22 protein-coding genes are annotated in these 25,517 nt (G+C 52.6%); 6 read left to right on the top strand and 16 right to left on the bottom strand.

Features of this window, described 5'->3' with window-relative positions; genetic code table 11:
• Positions 1-17: 17 nt before the first annotated feature.
• Together B5D23_RS02750 and B5D23_RS02745 are read left to right on the top strand one after the other, a co-directional pair.
• Positions 18-647, top strand: a complete 630-nt coding sequence (locus B5D23_RS02750; RefSeq protein WP_078683849.1) for a phosphatase PAP2 family protein — start codon at positions 18-20, stop codon at positions 645-647.
• On the top strand, positions 640-2,808 hold the full coding sequence (locus tag B5D23_RS02745) for a glycosyltransferase family 39 protein (protein ID WP_159445881.1): 2,169 nt from the start codon (positions 640-642) through the stop codon (positions 2,806-2,808). The genes B5D23_RS02750 and B5D23_RS02745 overlap by 8 nt, the downstream gene beginning before the upstream one ends.
• A gap of 88 nt (positions 2,809-2,896) precedes the next feature.
• Here the strand turns inward: B5D23_RS02745 and B5D23_RS02740 are convergent, their stop codons facing one another.
• A complete protein-coding gene (locus B5D23_RS02740) occupies positions 2,897-4,150 on the bottom strand; it encodes a GGDEF domain-containing protein (protein ID WP_078683847.1) in 1,254 nt (417 codons plus the stop codon).
• A gap of 174 nt (positions 4,151-4,324) precedes the next feature.
• On the bottom strand, positions 4,325-4,813 hold the full coding sequence (locus B5D23_RS02735) for a CBS domain-containing protein (RefSeq protein ID WP_078683846.1): 489 nt from the start codon (positions 4,811-4,813) through the stop codon (positions 4,325-4,327).
• 139 nt (positions 4,814-4,952) lie between these two features.
• On the opposite strand from B5D23_RS02735, the gene B5D23_RS02730 reads away from it, so the two are divergent.
• The gene (locus B5D23_RS02730; RefSeq protein WP_078683845.1) at positions 4,953-5,477 is read left to right on the top strand and encodes a type 1 glutamine amidotransferase domain-containing protein; all 525 of its coding nucleotides are present in this window, start codon (positions 4,953-4,955) and stop codon (positions 5,475-5,477) included.
• 14 nt (positions 5,478-5,491) lie between these two features.
• The gene (locus tag B5D23_RS02725; RefSeq protein WP_078683844.1) at positions 5,492-6,433 is read left to right on the top strand and encodes a DUF3641 domain-containing protein; all 942 of its coding nucleotides are present in this window, start codon (positions 5,492-5,494) and stop codon (positions 6,431-6,433) included.
• Between the two features lie 44 nt (positions 6,434-6,477).
• Here the strand turns inward: B5D23_RS02725 and B5D23_RS02720 are convergent, their stop codons facing one another.
• The 4 genes from B5D23_RS02720 to B5D23_RS02700 all read right to left on the bottom strand — a co-directional run bounded on the left by B5D23_RS02720 (position 6,478) and on the right by B5D23_RS02700 (position 11,769).
• Positions 6,478-8,250, bottom strand: a complete 1,773-nt coding sequence (locus B5D23_RS02720) for a DEAD/DEAH box helicase (RefSeq protein WP_078683843.1) — start codon at positions 8,248-8,250, stop codon at positions 6,478-6,480.
• Between the two features lie 514 nt (positions 8,251-8,764).
• Positions 8,765-9,181: an RrF2 family transcriptional regulator gene (locus B5D23_RS02710; RefSeq protein WP_078683841.1), complete on the bottom strand. Its 417-nt coding sequence runs from the start codon at positions 9,179-9,181 to the stop codon at positions 8,765-8,767.
• Positions 9,182-9,571: 390 nt separating this feature from the next.
• Positions 9,572-10,555 (bottom strand): glucokinase, encoded by a 984-nt coding sequence (locus B5D23_RS02705; RefSeq protein WP_078683840.1) that lies wholly within the window; start codon positions 10,553-10,555, stop codon positions 9,572-9,574.
• A gap of 62 nt (positions 10,556-10,617) precedes the next feature.
• A complete protein-coding gene (locus B5D23_RS02700; protein ID WP_159445880.1) occupies positions 10,618-11,769 on the bottom strand; it encodes a transporter substrate-binding domain-containing protein in 1,152 nt (383 codons plus the stop codon).
• Positions 11,770-11,972: 203 nt separating this feature from the next.
• Here B5D23_RS02700 and B5D23_RS02695 point away from each other — a divergent pair, with 203 nt between their 5' ends.
• Positions 11,973-13,343 (top strand): MATE family efflux transporter, encoded by a 1,371-nt coding sequence (locus tag B5D23_RS02695; RefSeq protein ID WP_078683838.1) that lies wholly within the window; start codon positions 11,973-11,975, stop codon positions 13,341-13,343.
• A 40-nt stretch (positions 13,344-13,383) separates the two neighbouring features.
• Here the strand turns inward: B5D23_RS02695 and B5D23_RS02690 are convergent, their stop codons facing one another.
• The gene (locus B5D23_RS02690) at positions 13,384-13,686 is read right to left on the bottom strand and encodes a DUF4389 domain-containing protein (RefSeq protein ID WP_233813910.1); all 303 of its coding nucleotides are present in this window, start codon (positions 13,684-13,686) and stop codon (positions 13,384-13,386) included.
• 253 nt (positions 13,687-13,939) lie between these two features.
• On the opposite strand from B5D23_RS02690, the gene B5D23_RS02685 reads away from it, so the two are divergent.
• Complete coding sequence (locus tag B5D23_RS02685) at positions 13,940-14,848, top strand: Smr/MutS family protein (RefSeq protein ID WP_078683836.1); 909 nt, start codon at positions 13,940-13,942, stop codon at positions 14,846-14,848.
• Positions 14,849-14,883: 35 nt separating this feature from the next.
• Here the strand turns inward: B5D23_RS02685 and B5D23_RS02680 are convergent, their stop codons facing one another.
• The 9 genes from B5D23_RS02680 to ftsH all read right to left on the bottom strand — a co-directional run bounded on the left by B5D23_RS02680 (position 14,884) and on the right by ftsH (position 25,311).
• A complete protein-coding gene (locus tag B5D23_RS02680; RefSeq protein ID WP_078683835.1) occupies positions 14,884-15,111 on the bottom strand; it encodes a DUF2905 domain-containing protein in 228 nt (75 codons plus the stop codon).
• Positions 15,108-15,839 (bottom strand): sulfite exporter TauE/SafE family protein, encoded by a 732-nt coding sequence (locus tag B5D23_RS02675; RefSeq protein WP_078683834.1) that lies wholly within the window; start codon positions 15,837-15,839, stop codon positions 15,108-15,110. The genes B5D23_RS02680 and B5D23_RS02675 overlap by 4 nt, the downstream gene beginning before the upstream one ends.
• 109 nt (positions 15,840-15,948) lie before the next feature.
• Positions 15,949-18,291, bottom strand: coding sequence for a replication restart helicase PriA (gene priA, locus B5D23_RS02670; RefSeq protein ID WP_078683833.1), 2,343 nt, complete (start codon positions 18,289-18,291; stop codon positions 15,949-15,951).
• Positions 18,292-18,347: 56 nt separating this feature from the next.
• A complete protein-coding gene (gene galU / locus B5D23_RS02665) occupies positions 18,348-19,217 on the bottom strand; it encodes a UTP--glucose-1-phosphate uridylyltransferase GalU (protein WP_078683832.1) in 870 nt (289 codons plus the stop codon).
• Between the two features lie 33 nt (positions 19,218-19,250).
• Positions 19,251-20,603, bottom strand: a complete 1,353-nt coding sequence (gene glmM / locus B5D23_RS02660; protein ID WP_078683831.1) for a phosphoglucosamine mutase — start codon at positions 20,601-20,603, stop codon at positions 19,251-19,253.
• Between the two features lie 61 nt (positions 20,604-20,664).
• Positions 20,665-21,582, bottom strand: a complete 918-nt coding sequence (locus B5D23_RS02655; RefSeq protein WP_078683830.1) for a CdaR family protein — start codon at positions 21,580-21,582, stop codon at positions 20,665-20,667.
• Positions 21,583-21,602: 20 nt separating this feature from the next.
• Positions 21,603-22,352 carry a diadenylate cyclase CdaA gene (gene cdaA / locus B5D23_RS02650; protein WP_078683829.1) on the bottom strand — a complete coding sequence of 250 codons (750 nt, stop codon included), beginning with the start codon at positions 22,350-22,352 and terminating at the stop codon, positions 21,603-21,605.
• A 12-nt stretch (positions 22,353-22,364) separates the two neighbouring features.
• The gene (gene folP, locus B5D23_RS02645; protein ID WP_078683828.1) at positions 22,365-23,240 is read right to left on the bottom strand and encodes a dihydropteroate synthase; all 876 of its coding nucleotides are present in this window, start codon (positions 23,238-23,240) and stop codon (positions 22,365-22,367) included.
• 1 nt (position 23,241) lies between these two features.
• Positions 23,242-25,311, bottom strand: coding sequence for an ATP-dependent zinc metalloprotease FtsH (gene ftsH / locus B5D23_RS02640; RefSeq protein WP_078683827.1), 2,070 nt, complete (start codon positions 25,309-25,311; stop codon positions 23,242-23,244).
• Positions 25,312-25,517 lie beyond the last annotated feature (206 nt).

Below are 25,517 nucleotides of genomic sequence, written 5' to 3'. Positions count from 1 at the left end.
TACCCTATAAAGCGCCAATGAACACACGACATCCCGCCGTGCACTTTTTGCTCGGATCATTCCCCTTTCTGCTGCTTCTTGCAGTCATTATGTATTTTTACCCCGATGAATACGCGCTTATGCAAATCATTCGGGTCCATAAAAACGCCCACGACCTGCTGCGGCAGTATGCATTCTGGTTTACGGACTGGGGCAATGCCGTTATGTACGTCAGCTACCTGGGCATACTGGTCTACGGCTACCAAAAGAAAAAGAAGGATTGGGTTCGCTTTGCCCTGACCTTTTTGTTCTTCCACCTGCTCATATGCGGCGGAGTGGTGCATGTGTTCAAAATGATTATTGGCCGTCCACGTCCCATGACAGGCGAAACCCTGTTTCACATGTGGACGCTAAACCCGCATTACCATTCGTTCCCATCGGGTCACACAGCTGACATCAGTGGCTCGACGCTCGCTCTCATTCTGTGGCGCAGACGCTGGCGCTGGACTCTTTTCCTTGGTCTGGTACTTGCGCTCATGGCTGGCACAAGAATATATCTTATGCAGCATTATCCGACGGATACCTTCTTTGGCTGGGTTCTTGGCTCGCTCTCGGCCTGGGCTATCTATACCTTTGGAATACAAAAGGATGTTGTCGCTCATGAATAAATTTCTCTCCAAGCTCTGGACCGCAGCAGCGTTTTTCCCATTCCTGCTGCTGCTCCTTCTGCTCGCGCTCCAAACCCTGCCTTCACTGGACAGCCGCGCGCTCTGGTTCTCTGACGAGATCCGCTACGGCAACGTACTGGAGCATGTCCTCTATGCCAAAAAATGGCTGGTCATGTACCTCAATGGCGTTCCATACCCAGACAAGCCACCAGTCTATTTCTGGTTCCTTGCTGCGTTTATGCCCATCTTTAAGGCTCCGACTGCGCCGCTCTTTTTTGCTGGTGCAGCGGCAAGCGCACTGCTTTTCCTCGTTGCCACCCTGTCCATGAACCATGGCATTCTCCGCGAAAAGAATGAAAACGGTCTGGGTGCAGGACTTATCCTGCTGACCTGTTTCTATTTCGTGGCCCTTGCCCAGTACTCACGCATGGACCTGCTGTTCACAACGTTCATCACCTTTGCACACATCTGCTTCTACCGCGCATGGCAACGCGAAAAGGCTACCGGTCTGCTTCTCCTTGGCTTTGCTCTCTGCGCAGTCGCAACGCTGACCAAAGGACCGCTGGGCTTTGTGTTCCCTGTTCTGGCGTCCATTGTGTACCTCGCCATCACAGGCCGCATCTCCCGTTTCTTCCGGCGTGATGTTGCCTATGGCTTCCTGCTCTCCCTTGTCATTCTTGGAGCATGGATAGCTGGCGCATGGTTCTCAGGAGAACAGGAACTCATCAAAAATATTTTCTACAAACAGATTTACCGCCGTGCTCTGAACGCCTCGCATCATCAGCAACCGTTCTGGCACTACTTTGCAACCTTCCCGGCAGCCCTCTTGCCGTGGACTTTTGTAATCTTCCTGCTGCCACTCAAAAAACTCGTACAGGGTCCGTTCTGGTCCACCATCCTGGGCAAAACAGCTCGACATGCAGACGTTGACAGCACACGCTCCGGCCAGATTTATCTGTGGTGCGCCCTGCTCTCCGGGTTCATCCTGCTGACAAGCCTGAGTACCAAAATTGTGGTCTACCTTATGCCCCTGTTCCCGCCGCTCAGCCTGCTGCTGGCACAGGGCGTACTGAATCTGCCACAAACTCGCGTCAAATACTTCATCCGCGCCTTTGCAGTGCTGCTGACCATCCTTGGACTGGCAACTCTCTTTGTAAACGCCTTTACTCCGTGGCCAACCGACCTCAAGTACATCTGGGTCATGGCTCCGGCTTCTGTTCTTATGGCTCTGCTTCTGTGGTTCTGGGTTGCCAAATGGGACGTTCGCCCCGCGCTCCTCAGCACCGCAGTGCTCATGGCCCTCTGGGTCCAGCCCCTTGCCATGCTCGCCGTTCCAAGCCTTGACCCCATCATGAGTCCCAAGGCTCAGGGTGAACTTATGGGCAAATACATTCGTGCGGGCTACACCCCAGCTGCCTACAAGATCTACTCTGGTGTTTACACCTATTACTGTGGCTCCAACATTCTGGAGACACAGGATCTTGAAAAACTGGGCAAAATGGCACAGACCGAAAAGAAATTCGTTCTGGGTATGCAGAAACGCTACTGGGATTCATGGAAAAACCGTCCGGCAAACCTGCACGTCATTCACGAGCAGTGGATTGCTGACCGCCCCTATGTTCTGCTGATTAATGGCCCGGCCCTGTCTGCCGATCCGGCAAGCAAGCGCAAAGACATCGTGCCTATGCCCATGCCGACCGTCGATCCTGTGCAGCCCAAGGCAACACCTGCACCGGCACACAGTGAGAGCGTCACTGAGGCACAGCCAGCACCGCAGCCCAATCCTGCAAGAACAGCGGAGCCACAAAAAGAAGCCATTGACGCTCCGGCAGCACCTCAGGAAACGCCCGGACTTTTTGCCCTGTTCGTTGATGGACTCGAAGCTATCTGGGACTCCGTGTCTGGTCTCTGGACCGATGACACACCAGAAGAGCAGCCCCGAGTACAGCCTACCACCCCGCAGGACAAACCAGAGTCTTTGAACAAGGCTCTTGATCTGCTGGACAAAAACGGAACAGCACAGGACGAAACTTTGCCAGAAGAAGATGAGCTTGAGCCACATCTTCAGGACGTGCCGACACTGCCCCGTCATGACGACACGCAGAAGCATGACGAAAAACCTGAAGTCATCATTCCCAATGGCGAACAAATCGTCATCTAGTTCACTCAGCTAACAGACAAAAAAGGCTGCCCAGAGCATCACTCTGCGCAGCCTTTTTTCATGCATTTTCAAAATATGTGTGAACGAACTAGTGCCCCACGGCCACCTGATTACGCCCGCTGTTCTTTGCCTTGTACAAGGCTTTGTCCGCCTCTTTCAAAACATCTTCTGGCTGCTGGCGCTGGTCTTTGCGTTCAGCAACGCCAATAGAAATTGTCACAGAAACAGTCTCACGAGGTTTGGGCGTTGCCTTCCCGCGTCCCTTGGCCCCACTTCCAGCCCGGTCATTTGCCCGAAGCGTAAACGGCGAGTTTTCAATATTGGCTCTGACCTGTTCCAGATGAGGCTGGGCGTCGGTCGTATTGGAATTCGGAAAAAGGATGGCAAATTCTTCACCACCATAGCGGTAGGCACTTCCTCCGCCACTCACCCGGTTCAGATGCGTTGCCACCATACGCAAAACATCATCGCCGACGTCATGCCCATAGGTGTCATTAAACTTTTTAAAATGGTCAATGTCACACATGGCAAGCGCATAGCAGCCCCCAAGCTTCTTAAAGTCGGCTGTCATGGCTCGCCGTGAGGGAATTTCCGTCAGTTCATCAAGAAAGGCCATGCGGTAGGAATCCTGGAAAAGCGGCACAATAAGACTCACAAAGGCCGCGAAAAAAAACAGCCCGGAGGCCGAAGGGTTTCCAACACAGTGCAGGCCTGCGGCAGTGCACAGCAAGGCTCCCAGAAAACCAACTTCCAGAGGATCAGCAAGAAAAAAAGCCCGAAGGAGCAAAAAGACAACGGCTAAAAACGTGTGCACCATTGCGGGCTGAGGGAGCCAGGTCCACATGTCGGCCCAGCTTGGAAGCAGGCGGTGATGAAGCGTCGTCGCAAAGAGATTCTGGAGATCCTGCGCGACCTGCGGAGTCAGCAGGCCCCAGCCACCGTCCACGACGGTCAGAAACAGCGCGCCACAGAATGCCACTGCGGAGAAAAAAAGGATGCCCCACGGTGTCAAAAGGCCACGGTCTCCCATGAGAACCAGAATACAAAAAAAGATGGGCAGGAGATCTGCATAGGCTGCATAGCCGACCAGACTGACAGCATCATACTGCATGCCTGAAGCCAGAGGAAAACTCACCAGCCAAAAGCCAAGAAGTATCAACCCCGTGGCAAAAACGCCCCGACTGCGCTTAAATCGCCAGCACAAAACCCCGGCCAGCCCCGCAGCAGCGTAGCAGGCAGCTTCGGGAAGTCCCGGCGTTATGGTCATTCCAGAAACATTCAGGACAAATGCTCCCAAAAAGAGAACGAGCGGCAAAATCAGTACACTGAACAGCTTGGACATACGGCATTTTTCTCCTGTAACCGCGCTTGTAGCATGGAGAAGGGTGACTGAAAAGCTTCTGTACTGTGACAGAGACGGTCACACGCCGCAGTGCGTTCACTCCTCTTTTGTCTCTACCACAAGAAAAAAGCCGCAAGACTGCGACTTTACATATCTTTCAGGGCTGTACCTGCATTAGAACACCTGCAAGACTTCATCCCCAATCTCCTGAAATATATCTGTTTTCAAGACAATACCCAGTATTTTTTCTCCCTCACGGACCAGTGCCCAGTCTCGACGGTCCCGCTGAAGATTTTCCAAAATCAGAATCATGGGTGTTGTGGGTTCAAGGCATGGCACGCCATGCTGTCGCATGAGCTTCTCCACGCCAATGTGACAACTCAATCGGCACGCAGTCGCAAAAGCTTTATCCCAGTCAGCATGTTCAAAATCCACAAGCTCATCCCGCTGAAAAATCTGCTTCTCAAAATAGCCCACCACATCCCACATGGTGATGACTCCAAGGTAATGACCATGACTGTCTTCAATCACGGCCACATGATTATCCGCATCCCGTTCAATTGCCGCCTGCATCCGGCGCAACAGAAAGATCAGGTTCTCACCGCGCACCCCTCTGGTGACATCCTCCCGCATCAGGTCCCAAGCCCGCTTTCGCAGCAGCATAGTGCAGTCTCCTTTTCCGAATAGTCACTTCTCACCGAAGTTCGGCGGCGAATTGCCGCAAGCCTCAGCATAGCGTATACTTCTCTGATACTGTGCGCACTGTACTGTATACATCTTTTCTGGACAAGGAGGACTCGCCATGCAGGAGTTGCTGGGGAAAATTGCACTGGTTTTTGTTGAAGACAACTATGAAGATCTGGAGCTGTGGTATCCCGTTCTTCGCCTGCGCGAAGCAGGTGCAGAGGTCCTCATTGCCGGGCCAGAAAAGGACCACAGCTACGTATCCAAACATGGCTACCCCTGCGTTGCGGACATTGCCATCAGGGATGTCAGCCCAGAACGATACCACCTTCTCATCATTCCCGGAGGCTTTGCTCCTGACCGTCTCCGGCGCTCGCAGCACGTTAAGGACATTACCCGCGCCATGCACGAGGCAGGCAAACCCATTGCCCATATCTGCCATGGTGGCTGGGTTCCTGTTTCTGCCAATATTCTGGATGGATTCCGCTGCACGTCAACGGTTGCCATTGCGGATGACATTCGCAATGCCGGTGGCCGCTGGGAAGATGCAGAAGTTGTTGTTGACCGCAATCAAATATCCAGCCGCAAGCCTGACGACCTGCCCGCATTCATGCAGGCCGTCATTGCTGTGGCCAAGGGTTAAGCCAAGGAGCGCACATGCTTCTCCAGCCCCTGCGGGGAACCTTAGGCGTCCGGCGTATAGAACACATGCAGCTCAATCTTGGAACGCGCTGCATGCTCACCTGTCTCAACTGCCCACTCTCCTGCCTGCCCTCAGAGCGGGACATGATGGGCTGGGCAGTAATCCTTGAAGCCATAGAACTTGCCAGACGCCTTACCCCAGTCGAGCTTCACCTCACAGGCGGCGCACCAGAACTTAATCCGCACTTTCGGCAACTGCTCAAAACCCTCAGTCCAGAATTCCCCCTCACGGTCTACACCAGCCTTGCAGCCCTCACTCTGGAAGGCCTTGAGGATATTCTGGACCTCTACGCCCGATACAGGGTGAAGCTTGTTGCCGCCCTGCCCGGCTATCTGGAAAATTACATTAACGAGCTTCCTGACGACGCCCTTGTTCCGTCACAAATTCGCGTCCTGCACAAGCTCAATGATCGTGGCTATGGCATGTCTCCGGATCTCCAGCTTTCACTCATTCTGCATCAGCCGCTCGGGCCACACGCACCGAGCCTGCGCATTGCCTATGACAGGACGGTGCGCACCCTGTTTGAAGAAATTCTCAACGTCAAAGTCACGGCGCTGATTCCACACGTGAATGTTCCGCTGTGGCGCTTTATGGAAATCCTTACCACGCTTGATGAGGATGATCTTTTTGTACAGATGCAGGTCTCTGCCCAAAGCGGAGCGAATCTGCCGGGGCTAAACTGTCAGAATGGGATTTCTGTTGGCTGGGATGGACTTCTGTATGACTGCGATTTTAATCAGGCGCTTGAGCGCCCCTGTGTTCTGGGGGAAAGTCCAAACATCATGTCGAGAAACATTGGGCGCGAAGAACTGGAACGCCGACATGTCCTGACAGGACCACAATGCCTTGGCTGTGTGTCGGGCACAGGTCCGGCAGGACTCATCTGGACCGCATAAAAAAAAGCGCCTCCCAAGGGAGGCGCTTTTGATGTGCATTCAAACTATGCGTTGCTCTCTGCAGAGCGAGGGGGACGACGGTCAGAACGCGGAGCACGATTTTCGGAACGGCCACGACCTTCGGACCGGTTTCCGTTATAGCCTCCACCCTGACGGCGGGGTCCACCACGGTAATCGCGGCGAGGACGTCCACCACCATCATTCCGGCGACGGTCATAGCCACCACCGGAAGAACGGCGGCGATTGTCGCGAGAACGTCTGACCAGCGGCGGAGCGCCAGCGGCCAGCTTGCGGAATGCGCGTTCAATACCCTCAACCTCTTCATCCGGAACGGTGAAGATGGCGTGGCGAGCCATGATGCGGACGCCCTGAATGAGACGGGAATTGACGTGTGCATCACGAGCAACAACGTCAACCAGCTCACGCGGGGACAGACCGTCTGCACGACCACCAGCAAAGAACATTTCAGCACGGCCATTGCCACGGCTGTTGCGGCGGGAGGCTTCGCTGATTTCGCGGTAGCGGGAAGGATCAAGTGCATCGCTGTATGCCATCTTGAGCACAGCAGTCAGAGCCTGCTCTGCGCCAAGAGACTCAACCAGTTCGGAAGCAAAACCTTCGAACGGCTCCATGCCACCCTTTTCTGCAACGCCAGTAATGCCCTCAAAAAGGCGCTTCTTGCGAGCATCCACAACAGCCTGCACTGCCGGGAGGGTTCCCTTCTGGATTTCGCCATTTGCATTGCGCACAATGTAGCGCAGGCGGCGGAACTCGTTGGGGGAAATCAGGGTAACAGCACGACCAGTACGGCCAGCACGGCCAGTACGGCCAATGCGGTGCACGTAGGTTTCGGGGTCCTGAGGCAGTGCGAAGTTCACAACATGCGTCAGGTCCTGAACGTCGATACCACGGGCAGCAACGTCAGTTGCAGCCAGGACCTTAATGCGGCGACGGCGGAAGGACTCCAGCACTTTTTCGCGCTGGGCCTGAGATGCCTCACCATGAAGGCCCTCTGCACCGTAGCCACGCTCCTGCAAGCGTACAGCAACCTGGTCAACGTCTGCACGGGTACGGCAGAAAACAAGACCATAGAAGTCTTCGGTAGCGTCGATCACGCGGCACAGGGCCTCGAAACGATCGCCTTCGTTGACTTCGTAGTATACCTGCTCGGTCAGCGGCATATCACGCTGTTCGCGCTTCACGGCAACATGATCGAATTCTTTCATGTAGCGGCGGGCAATGCGCAGAATGTCCGGAGGCATGGTTGCGGAAAACAGCAGTGTCCGACGATCGGGAGATGCAGCATTCATGACAGCTTCAATGTCGTCAATGAAGCCCATGTTCAGCATCTCGTCTGCCTCATCCAATACGAGGAATTTCAGCTGGGAGAGGTCGAGGCTACCACGCTCAATGTGGTCAATCACACGACCAGGAGTACCAACAACGATGTCGGCACCACGACGCAGTCCTTTAAACTGCGGACCAAAAGACTGCCCACCATAGATAGGCAAAATATGAACTCGACGCCTGCCCTGCAAAGAACTCATTTCGTCGGCCACCTGAATGGCCAGTTCACGGGTCGGTGCCAGGACCAGTGCCTGCACATGACCAGCTTTTTCTTCCACAGATTCCAAAATAGGCAAACCAAAGGCTGCGGTCTTACCAGTACCGGTAGCAGCCTGACCAATGGTGTCCTTTTCGCCGCCAAGCAGTCTGGGAATCACAGCTTCCTGAATGGGGGTGGGGTTGCTGAAACCTTTTTTGGCCAGCGCCTCACAAATTTCGTCCGAAAGGCCAAGGGCCTTAAAACTCTCCATAATACCTAACCTTTAAGGGGGTTGAGACTCGGGCAGGACGCGTGCGCATTCGGGCTGGAAAACGGCAGGGCAGGACCGGACGGTCCGCATGCTTCGGCGTTCTGCGGTAAAGGATGCTCTGGGTACAATACTTCTTTGCAAACTGCAAGTGCATGCATACACAGCATCACAATAAAACGTTCGCAAATTCATGTTACATGATTCACATACAGTTCAAAACAGGCTCACACATATTGAATCGTCTCAAATATGCATCTGAAAATAGCGTTGTATACAGCTGTTTTTCTTCTTTTTGCAAAAATACCCGTCCGCACTGTGTATGGCATTGCGCAAAAAGCCCAAATCCACTGTAGCCTTCACCGTCACGCTCAGAGTTTTTTCCACAATAAAAAAGCAGGAAGTCTCTACTAGAGTCTTCCTGCATGTGGTCCAGCCACTGGACCAAAAAGTCTTCTCCTGCGGACCGAGTTTTCTCGGCCTCTCCCCGTACTGAGCGTCACCACCACAACGACGCCTAGCAGCAGGACCCCTCACTATGGCTAATTTGCGAAAGGGTCATGGAATCCAGAATGGAATTCATGGCGCGGGTCGCCTCGACCCAGACGTCGCGCACAGAGCATGTTTCTGCCCTTTCGCATTTGTCTGGTTCTGCAACACATTCTGTCAGGTTAATCCCGCCCTCAAGCAATCGAACAACTTCGCCAACAGTGATTTCTTCGGGAGAGCGAGTCAACATGTGTCCACCTTTGGGTCCGCGCACACTATCCAGATAGCCCCCGCGCTTGAGCGGGCGAATGAGCTGCTCCAGATATTTAACCGAGACTCCAAGGCGTTTGGAAATGTCGCTTACGGAAACGGGCCGCCCATTGCTATGCAGAGCAATGTCAATCAGCATCCGGGTTCCATAGCGACTCCGGGTAGACAGTTTCATAATCGAACTCCTGAATAAAAAGGCTGAAATCAGAATCCTTTGCCACAAAGGACTCTGAGACGTCAGTCAAAAGGGAACATATCCTTTTTAAAAGACCTTTGCCATTGCTTTTCCCTTTTTTTTGTAGGGAATTTAACAGCCTAAAATCCTTCACTTTCTGATATATATCTTCTTTCGACCTACATGTTCATATCTAGTACAAAACAGACTTTTTCACAAATTATATTATAGAAAAACAATCTGAAATAAAAAATAGGCAGAAATCAGTTTCTGTTATTCACAATAGCTGCACTTTCAACCAAATGATGAAGATGGAGGCTCACCATGTGCCACAAAAAAATGGCACACGCCAGAAAAACCGCATGTGCCTGTTTCTTTTTCCTCTATTGCCTATGCCTTGGTCCAGCCTGCGCCCTGCTCCACTCCCAGATATCGCAACGCGGCAAAAGCAGCACCCCACAACCCGGAATGCTCATTTGCATTCAGCCAGACCGGAATTTCCTCAAGCATTTCCCCATGCGTTTCTGACCAGTGAAATGCCGAACGAAACGCAGGGCAGGTCACGAGCTGAGGAGTCTTTGCGGCAACACCTCCGGCGATGTACAAACCGCCAAGAGCGAGCGTATTCAGCACAAAATTCCGACAGGCACGACCATAAAACCGTGCAGCCCATGCCAGCGTTCGAGACTGCGGCAGCAAGCCCTCGGCAACTTCCGAAGGTGCAAGCCGTTCTCCCGTCAGGTACTCGTGCACAAGCGACAGCCCCGGCCCAGACACCACCAGATCCCCAATGACCTGCTGGCGTCCTGTACGCTGCATAACAAAATCCATGAACTCAAATTCGTCACGGCTAATAAACGGAAATACCGCATGTCCGCCTTCTGTAGGCATCACATGAAAAACATCTGACTCGTCAGGTACAAGCGCAGCCTTCCCCAAACCAGTTCCCGCTCCAACGACGGCCCGGGTTGCCCGAGGGACAATTCGCCCCGGCAAAACCTGCAAGGCATCGCTCAGAGCAGGAGTCAGACAGGCATAGGCCTGCGCCGTAAAGTCATTCAGCAAAACATAATCACGCAGAAGTTCGGCATCTCGGTGAACAAGATCAATATCCCACGGGATATTAGACGGATTGGAGTAGCGTCCTTCCCGCTGCACAGGACCAGCAACAGCAAGCCCAACACAGTCTGCATCGTGTGGAGACAAGGCAAAGTTTGCGTCACGAACGCCCTGCATCAACGCCTGAAACGATGCAAAACGACGCGTTTCGAGCCACAGGGTTTCCCCCTGCTCCAGCACTCCGTATGCATTAACTGTAAATGCAGCAAAACGGCTGTTCGTCCCTCCGATATCCACTGCGAGAACGCTATGCATAACCTTCCTCCCATCAAAAAGGCACAAGCTCCAGAGTCTTCCTCCGGGCTATCCTAGCATATTTACTGCCGACTTGCGCCCTTCCCCGAGTACGGTAACATTTGCGTAATCATCCACGTCGCGTGTGTTCCTGGACTTGGGTCCCACAAGACCAGCACGTCACGTCCAAAATGCCGAACAAACTTCCGTTCTTTCGCCGAAAGTACCCGAGCCTCGCCGTTTGCTTTCACAACGGTCACGGCCCGCACTTCGAGATTCCCCGCAGCCGCAGCCTGCAAAAGTGCCGACTCCAGTGGGGAATAGTCCTGCGTTGGGCCTTTGACCAAAGAGCCAGCGCTATACATCTTTCCAGAACACATGAGGACCGCAGCACCTTCGCCATGCCCGCGACCAGGAAGATAGCGGGCACCCCGCGCCTTTTGCGCAGCTGTCAAAAGCTGTGTCTTCTGCTTTGGGGACAGCTCACGAACAAACCACTTCCGAAAAAGCTTGTCATAGCGTCCATTTTCCAGAATTCGCTCCAGTCCCTGTTCAATGGCATCGCGAAGTTTGGGAGTATGGCGATGCACGGCAAAATACACGGGCACCTGCGCCAGCGGAATGCCAACAGTCTTGAGGCCAGAAATATTGTCTCGCTGTATGTGGTACCGAATGATTCTGTCCGCACCAAAAAAAGCATCAACTTCACCATTTTTGAGTGCAGTCAGGCCCTCGTCTTCTGTCTCAAAGCGCCGAACACTGACGCCGCCAAAAGATTCCAGAAGGCGTTCATACAGGGTGTCGCCAAGCGTTCCGACCTGATGCCCCCGGATGTCATTGACATTGTGCATTCCTTCGGAGCTACGCACAAAAAAACTCAGATTCAGATCAACACTCGGCGTCTTCGGAAAAAGAAAAACTTTGTCCCGAATCGGGGTCCGGGTCATACCAAGGGCAACTTTCGCCTCACCACCAGAAACCCGCTGCTGGGCCTTGCTCCAGTCATCCATAGCCTCAAAGCGTGGCTCATAGGACGAATACTGCAAGGCTGCGCGCAAAACGTCTGCCTCAAAGCCAAGAGCCTTTTGATTGCGCTCATAGGCAAGCGGGACAAAACCTCTGTCATACACGCACAAAATTTTTTCAGCACAAAACGCACTGCGCCCAAAAGCCAAAACGCAACACAGGCTCAGCAGGAGCACTGCTCCAGCCTGAAATCGAACAGATTTCTGCATAACGGTATGACACCTCAACTCGTCATAATCTCTCAAAATTTTCATCGTTCCGTACATGACTTTTCGACAGCAGCACAAAAATCTTTACGCAAGTGGGCAAAAGCCCTCTCTCTGCTCTAGCTCATTCACCGGACTTGCGCTATTTTCCCTTTCGCTCTTCTCAGGGTATACTTTTTTTTCATCGTAGCAGAACAGGAGTTTTCATGGCTGATGATTCCCTGCTGTTGACGCAGCAACCCATACCTCAGCTCATTCGCAAAATAGCGACTCCCGCAAGTGTCGGTTTCTTCTTTCAAACGATGTTTAACATCACCGATACCTATTTTGCCGGGCTTATCAGCACGAACGCCGTCGCAGCGCTCTCGCTTTCCTTCCCCGTCTTTTTCATTGTCATTTCATTAAGCAGTGGCCTCCAGACCGGTGCCACCGCTCTTATTGCCACGGCCATTGGAAGCCGGGACATGAAAGACGCCCGCGAGCTGGCCCGTCAGGCCGTCATTTTTGGTGGTCTTGTCGCCTTCCTTGTCTCCGTTATTGGCTACTTTGCCTCGCCGTTCTTTTTTGGGCTTCTTGGTGCAAGCGGAGAATATCTTGAAGACTGCCTGCTCTACATGCAGCCTATTTTCATTGGTGCTGTTTTCTTTGTGCTCAATGGTATTTTTAACGCGGCGCTGAATGCGACTGGTGACACCAAAACCTTCCGTAATGTTCTCATTGTGGGCAGTCTGGCCAACGTCGGACTGGACCCGTGGTTCATCTACGGTGGCTTTGGCATCCCGGCCATGGGCATTACAGGTATTGCCCTGTCGACGGTACTGACGCAGGCCGTTCAAATGATCTACCTTGCCTACCGGGCAAAACAGACCGGACTGCTTCAGGATTTCCTGACTCCGAGGGGCTACACACCGCATCCGGCGACCCTGACCCGAATCTTTAAGCAGGGCTTCCCCGCCTCCATGAATATGGTCACGGTTGGTCTCGGAATCTTTATCATCACCTACTTCATTTCCATCTTTGGCAAAGAAGCGGTCGCGGGCTATGGCGTTGCCACCCGTGTGGAACAGATCATCCTGATGCCCACCATCGGACTCAATGTTGCGGTGCTTTCCCTGACCGCACAGAATCACGGCGCCGGACTGGATGAACGCATCCGCGAAACCCTGCATAAGGTTCTGGTTTATGGTGCATGGCTCATGGTCGGCGGAGTTATAATTATTTATACCCTCGCCGAACAGCTCATCGCCCTGTTTACCCCCGACCCGGCGGTTGTTGCCGCAGGCTCACAGTACCTGCACGTTGCCGCACTCACCCTGTATTCCTACGTGGTGCTCTACTCACACACCTCCTGCATGCAGGGACTCAAATGCCCCATGTTTGCCGTCTGGATTGGTCTTTTTCGACAGATTATCGCTCCAGCACTGGTCTTCTGGACCTGCACCTCGGTTCTTGGGCTTGGCCTGAATTCCATCTGGTGGGGCATCTTTGCTGTCACCTGGGTCGCAGCGCTCTATGCCTTCTGGTATTGCCGAAAAATCCTGCGAAACTTGCCCACAGAAAAAATCTGCATCAAATAAAAAAAAGGCCCCGCAATGCGGGGCTTTCTTTTTATTCATATTATTTTCCGTACCGAACAGGCCGGTCTGGCTCTTCCGTGTCATACGGCATCTGGCTAAACGGAAACGGACGCTCGTTGCTGTTCAAAGTCATATAGCGCAGGCAATGATATGCATAGCGAGACATCACATTACAGAAATGACGAAGCGGCTCACTTTCCTTCTTTGTGACCAAAACAATCGCATATTGCACAAGGGTACACAAAAGCGCAACGAAACGAACGACTTCAAATCCGATGCAAACAACAATGGTGTACAGGAAACGAATCAGGACATTTTTACGACTAAAGAACTCATTAGACACAGAACTTCCCTCACATATGTAAAATGTTCTCAAACGCATGTGTTCTTTTACACAGGTTCAATTCTGTACTGGCCAAGTTCCCTCTTGTCCAGAAATCTCTCCATCTTCATCATCAGCAACAGTTGCCTTCACACCTGTTTTTTCATCCCGTCACAAAAGAAACAACAAAGCATTTATGCAGTCATCAAGGAGTTCCTGAGCTTCACTTGACAGTCCGTGCCTGCTGCGTGAAAAAACACAAAGGAGGCATACCGTGAGCAAAAAAGAATTTACCTCATTTTCGGCCCTCTCCAAGGCCAAACTGGACCTTCCTGACGCTGATAAGCCAAAGAAAAAAGAAAAGAAAAAGCCCATCCCGGTCGCCAAACCCGAGCTGGGCAACGATGAAAGCGCACTGTTTATGCGCGCCATGTCTGGCGCACAAAAAATAGAAAAAACAACGCACCACAAGGCGCAAAAAGTTCGTAAACCTATTCCGGTCAAAGCACAGGCCAAAAAGCCAGAGCAAAAAAAAGCAGAACCGCCTAAGGCGATTTCTCACAGAACCCAGCCAATGACCCAAAAAACAAAACAGGCTCCAGCCTCCGAAGAGGACATGTTCCTCAAGGCAATGGGCGGTGTTTCCCGTATTGATGGCTCAGGCCGCGACGTTGCGCCTAAGGTCAGCCCAGAAAAAACTCTGGACCTTGCCCAGGCGGAGCAGAACACCCTGCGCGAGCTGGCTCTTGGTGACATTCACTTTGAGCACGAGAATACCCCGAATTTCCAGTACGGCCGGGTCAAAGGACTGGACCCCAAGATCTTTAACAAGCTCAAGGCTGGCAGTATGCCTCTTGATGACCGCCTTGATTTGCATGGCATGTTTGCTGATGAAGCTATCCACGCCACTGTGGACTTCATTCACCGCAGCTACAAGCTCGGCAAACGCTCCCTGCTACTCGTCACAGGACAGGGACATAATTCCCCGCAGGGCCGCAGCGTCGTGCGTGAAGAAGTCTTCTCCATCCTGATGCACGAGCCACTTTACGGCGTTGTCCTCGCTTTTGTGACAGCGCAGCCCAAAGACGGCGGTTCTGGCGCACTCTATGTGCACCTGCGAAAATACCGCAAGTCTATGGACAAGCTTCTCAAATGGGACGCCAGTCTCCCTGAAATTGACTAAAAAAAAGTCCGGCTCCACAAGGAACCGGACTTTTTTTATTTTCGAAAAATCGAGAGCAGAACCGAAAGGATTATGCTCACAATGATGCAGGTCACTATCGGAAAAGAGAATCGGAATCCCTCCCGCTCTATGTTGATGTCTCCGGGGAGCCGACCAAGCGGCAAACGCGAAAGCGGCAGCTTGTCCCAGAACAGCAGTACCAGCCCTGCCCCGACACAAACTATTCCCAAAAGAATCAGCATCTTTCCAAGTGACGCGTTCATATCATTCCAGAACTTCGGACAATCATCATAGCCCCAAGCGCTAAAAGCAGCGCGGTAAAGACATGCCTGTATCCACCTTCACCGAGCCGGACATAGGCCAGTCTGCCGGCAAAAGCACCAAGAAGCAAAACGGGCAGACACCATGCGGAAAGTCGCATAATCTCCATACTCATCAGCCCCTGTGCCGCCTGCACAATGATGACCAGAATTCCCGAAACAAAGAAATAGCCAATAAGCGTTGCCTTGACTTTATCCTTGTCCCAGGGCTGGAGCGCCGCGTACAGCATAATAGGCGGTCCCTGTGAATTCAGGCTTCCACCAAGCACTCCGGCCAGAAAGCCCGCAACCGCAACCCAGGCCTTTCCCAACTCCCGCGGACGCGGATGGAAAAACCACTGGTACAGCGCAAAAAGAATCAATGTGACGCCAAGCGATCCCTGCAAAAACGGTACAGGGAAAAAGCGTAGCATGTACACGCCCACCGGAATACCCGGGAGGGTCACAACAGTGAGCTTCAACAGGAGTTTCCAGTCGGGGCGAACCTTGTGAAACCACAGAATCATCACGTTGAGAATCTGGGCCAAAATCACAAGCAAAACAACCGCGACCTTAAAATCCATAAAAAACGACAGGATTGGCAGGGCAAAGAATGCAAATCCAAACCCCGCAAGCCCCTGTGTAAATGCGCCAACAAAAACAACAAGCGCAATTAATGATATAAGTTCCATGTACTCAAGCCAATTCCTTTACACGCTATTCCCTCAAGACCAACAGGCCTAACGCAAATGCGACTGGCGGGCAAGCCATGAGCACGTTCTGTAGAATCAGCGCACAGCACTAGAGCATATTCACAGGATCAAGATCGAGCGACAGGCGAATTTTCGTATACCGCGACAGGGAATTGTACAGATGGGCATACACCTTTCTGATTGAAGGCCAGTCCTTTCCCTTGAGCAGACACTGAAAGCGCTTTCGTCCCCGTAGCTGGGCTATTGGCGCGGGCGCAGGCCCCAAGACACGGACGCCAAGACGCGCTCCAGCCTCACACAGCCCTTGCACGAGGTCCATAATGCGGGCCTCACCGTCTTCCCATTCCTTGGGGTAATTCATACGGACAAGACCAAGGTGCACAAAAGGCGGGTACGCATATTTTTTTCTCAGCACGACTTCATGCTCAAAAAAACCTGCGTAGTCATTTTCTCGTACATACTTCCAGCAATAATGCTCAGGGTCACGCGTCTGGATCAATACATTGCCAGGCTTTTCGCCACGTCCTGCACGTCCTGCCACTTGCACCAGAAGCTGAAAGGTTCTCTCTGCCGCACGATAGTCAGGAAGATTCAGGCCCATGTCGCCATCCGGGACCGCAACAAGCGTCACATTCGGGAAATGATGCCCTTTGGACAGCATCTGCGTCCCCACAAGCACCTGTGCCTCCTGCCGGGCAAATGCATCCAGAATTTCTTCCATACGGCCCGGACGCCTCGTGCTGTCCCTGTCCATACGCAAGACGCCAGTCCCCGCAGGCAGAACAGTACTCAGGGTCTCCTCAATGGATTCTGTTCCTTCGCCCATTGGCAAAAAGTTACTGCTGCCACAGGTGCAGCGACACGGAAAATCAAGGCTGTAGCCACAATAGTGACAGACAAGCTGCTCCCGGTTCTTGTGGTACGTCAGCCCCACATCACAATGTGGGCAGCGCATCACAGAATGGCAGTCAAGGCAATACACCAAAGGCGCATAGCCTCGGCGATTCAGCATAATAATTGCCTGCTCGCCCTTTTCCACCACATGCCGCAAAGCTTCGGCAGCGGTTGGCGTCAGCGGTCCTACACTCTCTTTCTCCACCCGCAAGTCAACGAGCGTAATATCTGGGAGTGTGCCAGCACCGACACGATGCTCCATGGTAACTGAAGAAATGGCTCCCTGTCGGGCAGCCTGAAAAGTTTTGAGGTCCGGGGTTGCAGAACCAAGGACAAGCAAGGCCCGGTCGCTACATGCCCGAAAATGTGCCACTTCCTTGGCCTGATACGGCATCCGCTCTTCCTGCTTGAATGAGCCGTCATGCTCTTCGTCGAGCACAATAAGTCCAAGGCGAGGCACTGGCAAAAACAACGCAGACCGCGTTCCAACAATGATCTTTGGACCATTTTCTGCGGTACAGGACAAAAACGAAGTCTCACGCGTGGCTGGTCCCTGATACCCGTGATACAGGAGCACATCCCGATCAGGAAAATGTGTTTTCACAGCGCGATACAGATGACAGGCAAGGGCAACTTCTGGAGCAAGAAGCAGAACACTCTTCCCCTGTGACAACGCTTCTTCGGCAAGCTTGAGATACACAAGGGTCTTGCCGCTTCCTGTCACTCCGAACACAAGGTGCGGTTTGGGATGCTCGCTTCGCATGGCCCCCAAAAGCTGCTCCAGTGACGTCGCCTGCTCTCCTGAGAGTGCAGGAGTATCCGGAATGCGCTCGCAGGCGCAATCTTCGGGGTCACCATACTGCGGAGCGGCACCAAGACGAATCACGCCATTGGTTACCAGCGTCTTGAGTGGGGTCGACACATCAGCCCCAAGCTCACGAGTCAGAGCCGGGCGCGGTGTCGGGCCATGCTCCCACAAATATTCCAAAAGCTTTTTCTGACGCTTAGCAGAGGGGCGAACTGGCCACGGCGGGTCCTGCGTCAAAAAACAGTATTCCTGCTCTTTTTGCGCCACCCGCTTGGCAGACACCTGCATTTTTCCTTCTGTCCACAGCTCATGCAAACGAATGCGCTCCTCAGTAGAACAGCGCGTCAGCTCAATGCCAGACATTCGGGAAGGAAATTCTTTGTCAAAAAGGCGAAAGGAAATTTTAACGGTACGAAACCCGTGAGGAAGAAGCACTTCGAGGATGCGCCCAAGAGGGAGCATCTGCCGGGCCGCAAGGTTTTCGGCAAGCTTCATGTAGCGCTCATCGAGCAGGGGCGACTGTTCCGCAGGCCAGACAATTTCCTTGAGGGTCACGCCCTCTGGGGCATCATCAGTTTCGCGGACAAGCACGCCCAAACGGGTTGAGCGCCCGAGGGGAACAAGCACCCGCTGTCCTGGCTGCAAAGAATCCGCAGGAAAACAGGACGGGTGCGCATACGTCAGAGTCTGAAAAGGGGCGCAGGGAAGCGCAACATGCCAGAGTTTCATAAAAAAATACCCCCACCGGTCCAGACCGATGGGGGTCGGGATTGCGTTGGGACAGGTTATTTGCAGGGCAAAAGTTCGAGCAGGTTCTTCACGAGACCATCGCGAAGCTGCTCATCCTGGAGAGCAAAATAGATGTTAGCAGTGAGATACTCGGCCCAGTCGCCCGCGTCAAACCGGCGACCAGCCATGCGGACAGCAAGAAGCTGTCCGTCAGAAGCCAGCCCCTGCAAGGCGTCCGTCAGCTGAATCTCGCCACCAACGCCCGGCTTGACGTGCTCCAGATGATCAAAAATCTCTGGAATGAGCACATAGCGTCCCACAATAGCCATCTGGGAAGGAGCGTCTTCAATAGCAGGCTTTTCCACGAGGTTATTTACGCGGAACAGACCAGATTCATACTCCTCGCCTTCAATGATGCCATAGCGGTCAACCTTATTACGAGGCACTTCCACGACACCGATAACGGCCTTTTTTTCGGCCTTGGCAACGTCAACGAGCTGCTTAATGCCCGGCTCCATGCCAAAGATCAAATCATCGCCAACCATAACGCCAAAGGCTTCGTCTTTGACAATTTCACGGGCGCACAGCACCGCGTGCCCAAGGCCCTTCTGGACCTTCTGGCGAACAGAAATGATGTTTGCCATTTCTGCAACACCACGCACTTCTTCCAGAAGCTCTGTTTTGCCTTTGCGGCGAAGCAGTTCTTCCAGAACAAGATTGTAGTCAAAATGGTCTTCAATTATTTTTTTATTCTGATTGTTGACGAAAATCACATCAGACAGGCCTGTCTGAATGGCTTCTTCAACGACATACTGCACCACTGGTTTTTTATAAATGGGCAGCATTTCCTTAGGAATATTTTTTGTTGCGGGAAGAGAGCGCGTTCCCCATCCAGCCACAGGAATAACTACTTTTCGAATATCCATAAAAGCCCTCTCATATCTTTTCTTTGTGTCAAATTACTTCAAATGTGCTTTCAACACATCTGCAAGCTCCTGAGCCAGTCGCTCAACCTGAGCTTCATCCTGACCCTCGACCATCACGCGGGCCACAGACTCAGTCCCAGAGTATCGTAACAGAACCCGGCCAGTTTCACCAAGTTCATGTTCAGCTTCCTGGACTGCGTCCATCACCCGAGGGGCTTCTTCAAAAGGTATTTTTCGCTCAACGTGAACGTTGATAAGGCGCTGTGGATATGGTTCCAGAAGATGAGCCAGCTCAGACAGTGGCTTGTTCTGTTCCACCATAATCCGCAAAAGCTGGAGAGCAGCAAGGATACCGTCTCCAGTTGTAGAATGATCCATAAAAATAAGATGCCCAGACTGTTCGCCCCCAAGCATGGCTCCACGCTGACGCATGGCCTCCACAACATGACGGTCACCAACAGCGGTTCTGAGCAACTGTCCACCCTGCTCTTTCATGAAGACTTCCAGAGCCATATTGCTCATAACCGTCGCAACAAGGGTCTTTTCAGGAAGAGCATCACGTCCCATCATCTCCCACGCACACAGAGCCATAATCTGGTCGCCATCAAGAATGCGGCCATTTTCATCAACAACAATCAGTCGATCACCATCACCATCAAGGGCAAGACCAATGTCTGCGCCTTCTTCACGCACACGCCGGGCAACCTGCTCAGGATACAGCGATCCACACTTGTCGTTAATATTCAGTCCATCAGGCTCATTGCCGATGACAACAACTTCGGCTCCAAGCTCTTCAAAAACACGGGGAGCGACGCTGTAGGTTGCACCATTGGCGCAGTCCACAACAATCTTGACGCCATCAAGAGACAACTCTCGCGGGAAAGAATTTTTGACAGCTACGATATAACGCCCATCACTGTCACCAAGCCGAACAGCCTTACCGACATTTTCAGGAGCAGGATAATCCCACTGAAAATCCGGGTCCTGCAGCATGTCAGAAATGCGGTCCTCTACAGCATCGGGCAGCTTAAAACCGTCGCTATCAAAAAACTTAATGCCGTTATCCATAAAAGGATTATGCGAGGCGGAAATGACAACGCCCAGATCAGCTCTCATGCTTCTCGTCAAATACGAAATCGCTGGGGTAGGAAGCGGACCAACAAGCAGGACATCCATACCAGAGGCGCAAAAGCCAGAAGTCAGTGCAGCCTCAAAGACATAGCCAGAAATACGGGTGTCTTTTCCGATCAGTACCTTGTGGCGTTTTTTGCCGTTTCGAAAATACTGGCCAGCCGCCAGCCCCAAACGAAGGGCAATCTCCGGCAGCATCGGAAAAATGTTTGTCTGTCCCCGCAGTCCATCCGTTCCAAAAATACGTTTCGCCATGAATAAAAGACCTTATAGTGCTCAATGAGGAAATGAAGCTGCCGAGGCAGTCACCTCAAGCTTATTTTTTACGAACCTGTATCTCGATCTTTTGCGGCACAGCCTTCAGCAGCGTACATCCCGCAGGAAGACGAGTATTATACTCAATCACGTTCCAGCCCTTTGACAGCGGACTGTCAATATCAACAAAGGCTGCGAACTCTTTCTTGAAATCCTTTTTCCGAAGCAGGCTCAGAGGAACCTCTACATGGAGCTGCACCATTTCTGGCTTCACTTCCACCTGAGACTGAGGGTCCATGCCCTGCCCAACAATTCGAGCTTCAACAGGAAGCTTGACCCAGACATCCTTTGTTTTTTCTTCGAAAACAAAGCGAACTGTGACTCGCGCAGGAGTGGCCTTCATTGCTTCCGGCACATCAACCAGTACGCTCTGCACCACAGTCTTGGCCATCTTGATTTCTTCTTCAAGTGGCTGTGTGCTGACTTTTCGTAGCGCCAAAACTCGCCGCTCCGGCCCCTGAATCATCACACGGGCAGGCTCGGCGGACGCCTCTGTCAGCATAAAATCAGACGTCAGCTTGCCCCGCCACATCGGCTCAACAGGAAGCTCCAGCGTTATCAGCGGATCAGCCTGAACAGAAAGACGGCCGGGATCAATTTCAATGACCTCAACAGCCTTGGGGACCGGGACTCGACCTCGCTCAATTGTCAGCGAGTTCATCCCAGCTCTGATTTTCGAAAAATCAAGAGGATATGCCATGTTGCGTTCATCAAGTCCCCGCAACATGGGCTTGGACCCTCGAACCCGCACCTTGATGTGGGTCTGGAGTCCTGAATGTATGGCTAGGTCTTTGGGAGCATTGACAATTTCAATAGGCATTTCGATCCAGCGCTCCACCTTCTCCTGCCCCGTGACAAGATACCAGCATCCAAGCGCAAGGATGAGAGCCAAAAGACGATAGGACCAGTTCTTTCTCATGCAAGCTGCTCCATATCCAGTTACCTGCTCCAGATGCGCCGCATAACGCGCTTCAGCCGGACTTCATCCAGCGCGCCTGTCAGACGGCCACCCACAGCAACAGAAATTTCTCCACGCTCCTCAGACACAACCAAAGCCACAGCATCAGATTCCTGCGTAATACCTAACGCAGCCCTGTGCCGGGTTCCATAATGCTGTTTGAACTTCACGCCAACCGCCAGCGGCAAAATACAGCCAGCAGCCATAATGCGTTTCCCACGGACAATCACCGCGCCGTCGTGCAGGGCCGTATCTGGATAAAATATGGTCTGCAAGAGTTCTTTCGAAATGCGCGCATCAACAGCCACTCCGCGCTCGACAAGGTCACCAAGTGGAACGTGCTTTTCTATGACAATAAGAGCACCAATCCGCTTTTCGGCCATAGCCAGTGCAGCAGCTATAATGGATGTAAAATCCTGGTCTTCCTGGGATGTTCTTTTCCACAAACGCCCTGCCCCAAACTGGGACAGAGCGTTGCGAATATCCTGCTGAAACAGGATAACAATGACAAGAAAGATGGGACCGAGGAATTTTCCGAGCAACCAGTGCAGTGTGCTCAGTCCCAGCTCTCCAGAGAAATAAAAAATGAGGACGATAAAAATCAGCCCGGTAAAGGCAGACAAGGCTCGTGTCCCCCGAATAAGGAGGATAAGCTGATAAAAGACAACCGCAACAAGCGAAATGTCTACAAGCTCAATCCACGATATGCTCAGCCCGCCAAATTCGAGCATTCCGCCTCCTGACTAAAAATTGGATGACGCTTTGCGATCCAGTGCCTTAACGATCTTCAACGATTGTACCGTAAGACCGACTTCATGAACACGATGAATTTGCACTCCTCGAGCACTCAGGAGCGCCGTTGCCACCTGCGTTGCATTCGCACGCTGATCCAGCTCCAGCCCCAGCAGGTCGCCCCACAAAGACTTATTGGACAGCCCCATGTAAATGGGCAGACCAAAGCGGCCAAATGCTTCGATGTTCCGCAAAATTTCGAGATTGTGTTCAAGGTTCTTGCCAAAACCAATGCCCGGATCCAACACGATGTTTTCTTCCGGAACACCCGCACGGGTCAGAACACGCAAGCGCTGGTCAAAAAAGTCAATCACCTCATCCACAACATCAACGTAGGAGGGATTGTTCTGCATGCTTCCGGGAATGCCCTGACAATGCATCAGCACGTAGCCCGGTTTGTACTGGGCCAGCACGTCCATCAGCTCAGGGTCATAACGGCAGCCAGAGATGTCGTTCACAACGACAGCACCGGCTTCCAGAGCCGCAGCAGCGGTTGCAGCCTTGTAGGTATCAACAGAGATTGCCGCGTCTTTCTCGTTCTCGCGAACATAACGGGCAAGCTCTCGCACAACAGGAACAACCCGGCGCAGTTCTTCGCCAGTTCCCACGTGCTCGGCCGACGGGCGGGTGGACTCGCCACCAATATCAAGAACCTGCGCACCGTCGTCAATAAGCTTCACACCATGTGCAACTGCCGTTTCTGCCGTCGGATGCGTTCCGCCGTCATAAAACGAGTCAGGAGTGACGTTGACAATACCTACGACAAAAAAGGGGGCGGGGCCGAGCACCCTCCCCCCCGAAACGTTCCAGTGAACGTTACCATGCATGTTAATTTTCCTTTTCTTCCTTACCAGAAGCCTTTGACGACGCATCCTTGGACTCCTCAGCAGAATCCTCAACATGCGGTTCCAGTTTAAACTCCTCTTCCTGCTGTGCATCTTTCAGAGGAAGCTCATCGTTCATTGCCTGCTTAAACAGGCCGGGCTTCTTCTCTTCATCAGCAGCAGGTGCAGTTGTCTCGGTTTCAGGTGTCGTCGAAGCCTCTTCGGCAACAACAGGCGCAGCACTCGGAGCAGCTTTTCCATTCTGGCCATTTTCGACAGGAGGGAGTTCCTCACCACGCATAATGCGGTGGATGTCGTCACCAGAGATGGTTTCACGCTCCAGCAAGGCCTCAGAAACCTTGTGCAGCAGGTCCAGATTATCATTAAGCACCTTACGAGCGCGCTCATTGGCTTCGTCAATGATTCGGCGAATCTCACCATCAATCAGACGAGCTGTCTCTTCGCTCATGTGCTTATGGCTTGCCATTTCGCGACCGAGGAAGACAGAGCCATCCTTTTCAGCGTAGGCCAGCGGTCCAAGAGCCTCGCTCATGCCCCACTGTGTCACCATTTTCCGAGCCATGTCTGTAGCACGCTCAATGTCATTGCTGGCGCCAGTCGTGCGCTGAGAGAAAATAATTTCTTCAGCCATACGACCACCAAGCATCACTGCCAAAGTTCCTTCGAGGAATTTCAGGCTATAATTTCGACGGTCATCAACCGGAAGCTGCTGGGTCACACCCAGAGCCATACCACGAGGAATGATTGATACCTTGTGAACCGGGTCTGTGCCCTCGGTCAGGATAGCAACCAGAGCATGACCAGCTTCGTGGTATGCAGTGGTTTTCTTTTCTTCCTCGGACATAATGACGCTACGACGTTCTTTACCCATCAGGACCTTGTCCTTGGCTGTCTCGAAGTCCTCCATGAGGACCTGATCCCTGTCCAGCTTGGCAGCCTGAAGAGCTGCCTCGTTCACAAGGTTTTCAAGATCAGCACCGGAGAAGCCGGGAGTTCCCTTTGCAAGGGTCATCACGTCAACATCCTTGCCAAGCGGAGTGCGGCGGGCATGCACGCTCAGAATGCGGGCACGACCACGCAGGTCCGGAGTCGGCACAACAACCTGACGGTCAAAACGGCCGGGACGCAGCAGGGCCGGGTCAAGAACATCTGGGCGGTTGGTTGCGGCAATGAGGATAACGCCCTCATTGGACTCAAAACCGTCCATCTCGACCAGCAACTGGTTCAGGGTCTGCTCACGTTCATCGTGACCACCACCAAGACCAGCACCACGCTGACGACCAACAGCATCAATTTCGTCAATAAAAATCAGACAGGGAGCATTTTTCTTGCCCTGAACAAACAGGTCACGAACACGGGATGCACCCACACCGACAAACATTTCAACAAAGTCAGAACCGGAAATGGAGAAGAACGGGACTCCAGCCTCACCAGCAACAGCACGTGCCAGCAGGGTTTTACCAGTTCCGGGAGGGCCTACGAGCAGCACGCCCTTGGGAATGCGGCCACCAAGACGAGTAAACTTTTTGGGGTTACGCAGGAATTCAACCACCTCGGAAAGTTCTTCCTTGGCTTCATCAACACCCGCGACGTCTTCAAACGTAACTTTTGACTGATCCTGCGAAATCATTTTCGCCTTGGACCGTCCAAAACTCATGGCCTTGCCACCACCCGACTGCATTTGGCGCATAAAGAAAATCCAAACGCCAATGAGCAGCAGCATGGGGAACCACGAAATAAAGAGCGTCATATACCATGGCGACTCTTCATCTGGTTCGGCGGTAACCTGAACCCGCTTGTCCAAAAGACGCTGCACAAAGCCCGGATCCTCTGGTGCAAAGGAGACAAAACGCTGCCCCTCAACAACAGTACCGGTAATGCGCTGGCCCTGGATTTTAACATCGACCACATCGCCCTTATCCACGCGCTGCAACAGCTCAGAATAGCTGAACTTCAGCTGCGGAGCAGGAGGCTGGTTAAACAAATTAAACAGGACGATCATGATCAGCGAGATCGCCGCCCATAAAAAGAGGTTCTTGGCGAAGTTGTTCAAGTTAGAACTCCTCTATAGCGTTGACGCCTAAGCGCTGATTAGCAGAATAATCGGCAGTATAAGAATTGAAATAGCTCCAGGCAATGGCCGGAAGCCTTTTTCTTTTGCAAAATGTGCCATGTAACCTTTACCATAAAAAACTAGCATACAGCTCGCGGGGTGTCTATGTCAGCAGGGGGGCGAAGGTTCGGAGTTTTTATGGTTTT

It is taken from the genome of Desulfobaculum bizertense DSM 18034 (assembly GCF_900167065.1).
GTDB classification, from domain to species: Bacteria; Desulfobacterota; Desulfovibrionia; order Desulfovibrionales; family Desulfovibrionaceae; genus Desulfobaculum; species Desulfobaculum bizertense.
Note: the sequence above shows the minus strand (reverse complement) of the source record. Positions and strands in the feature narration are given on the sequence as shown.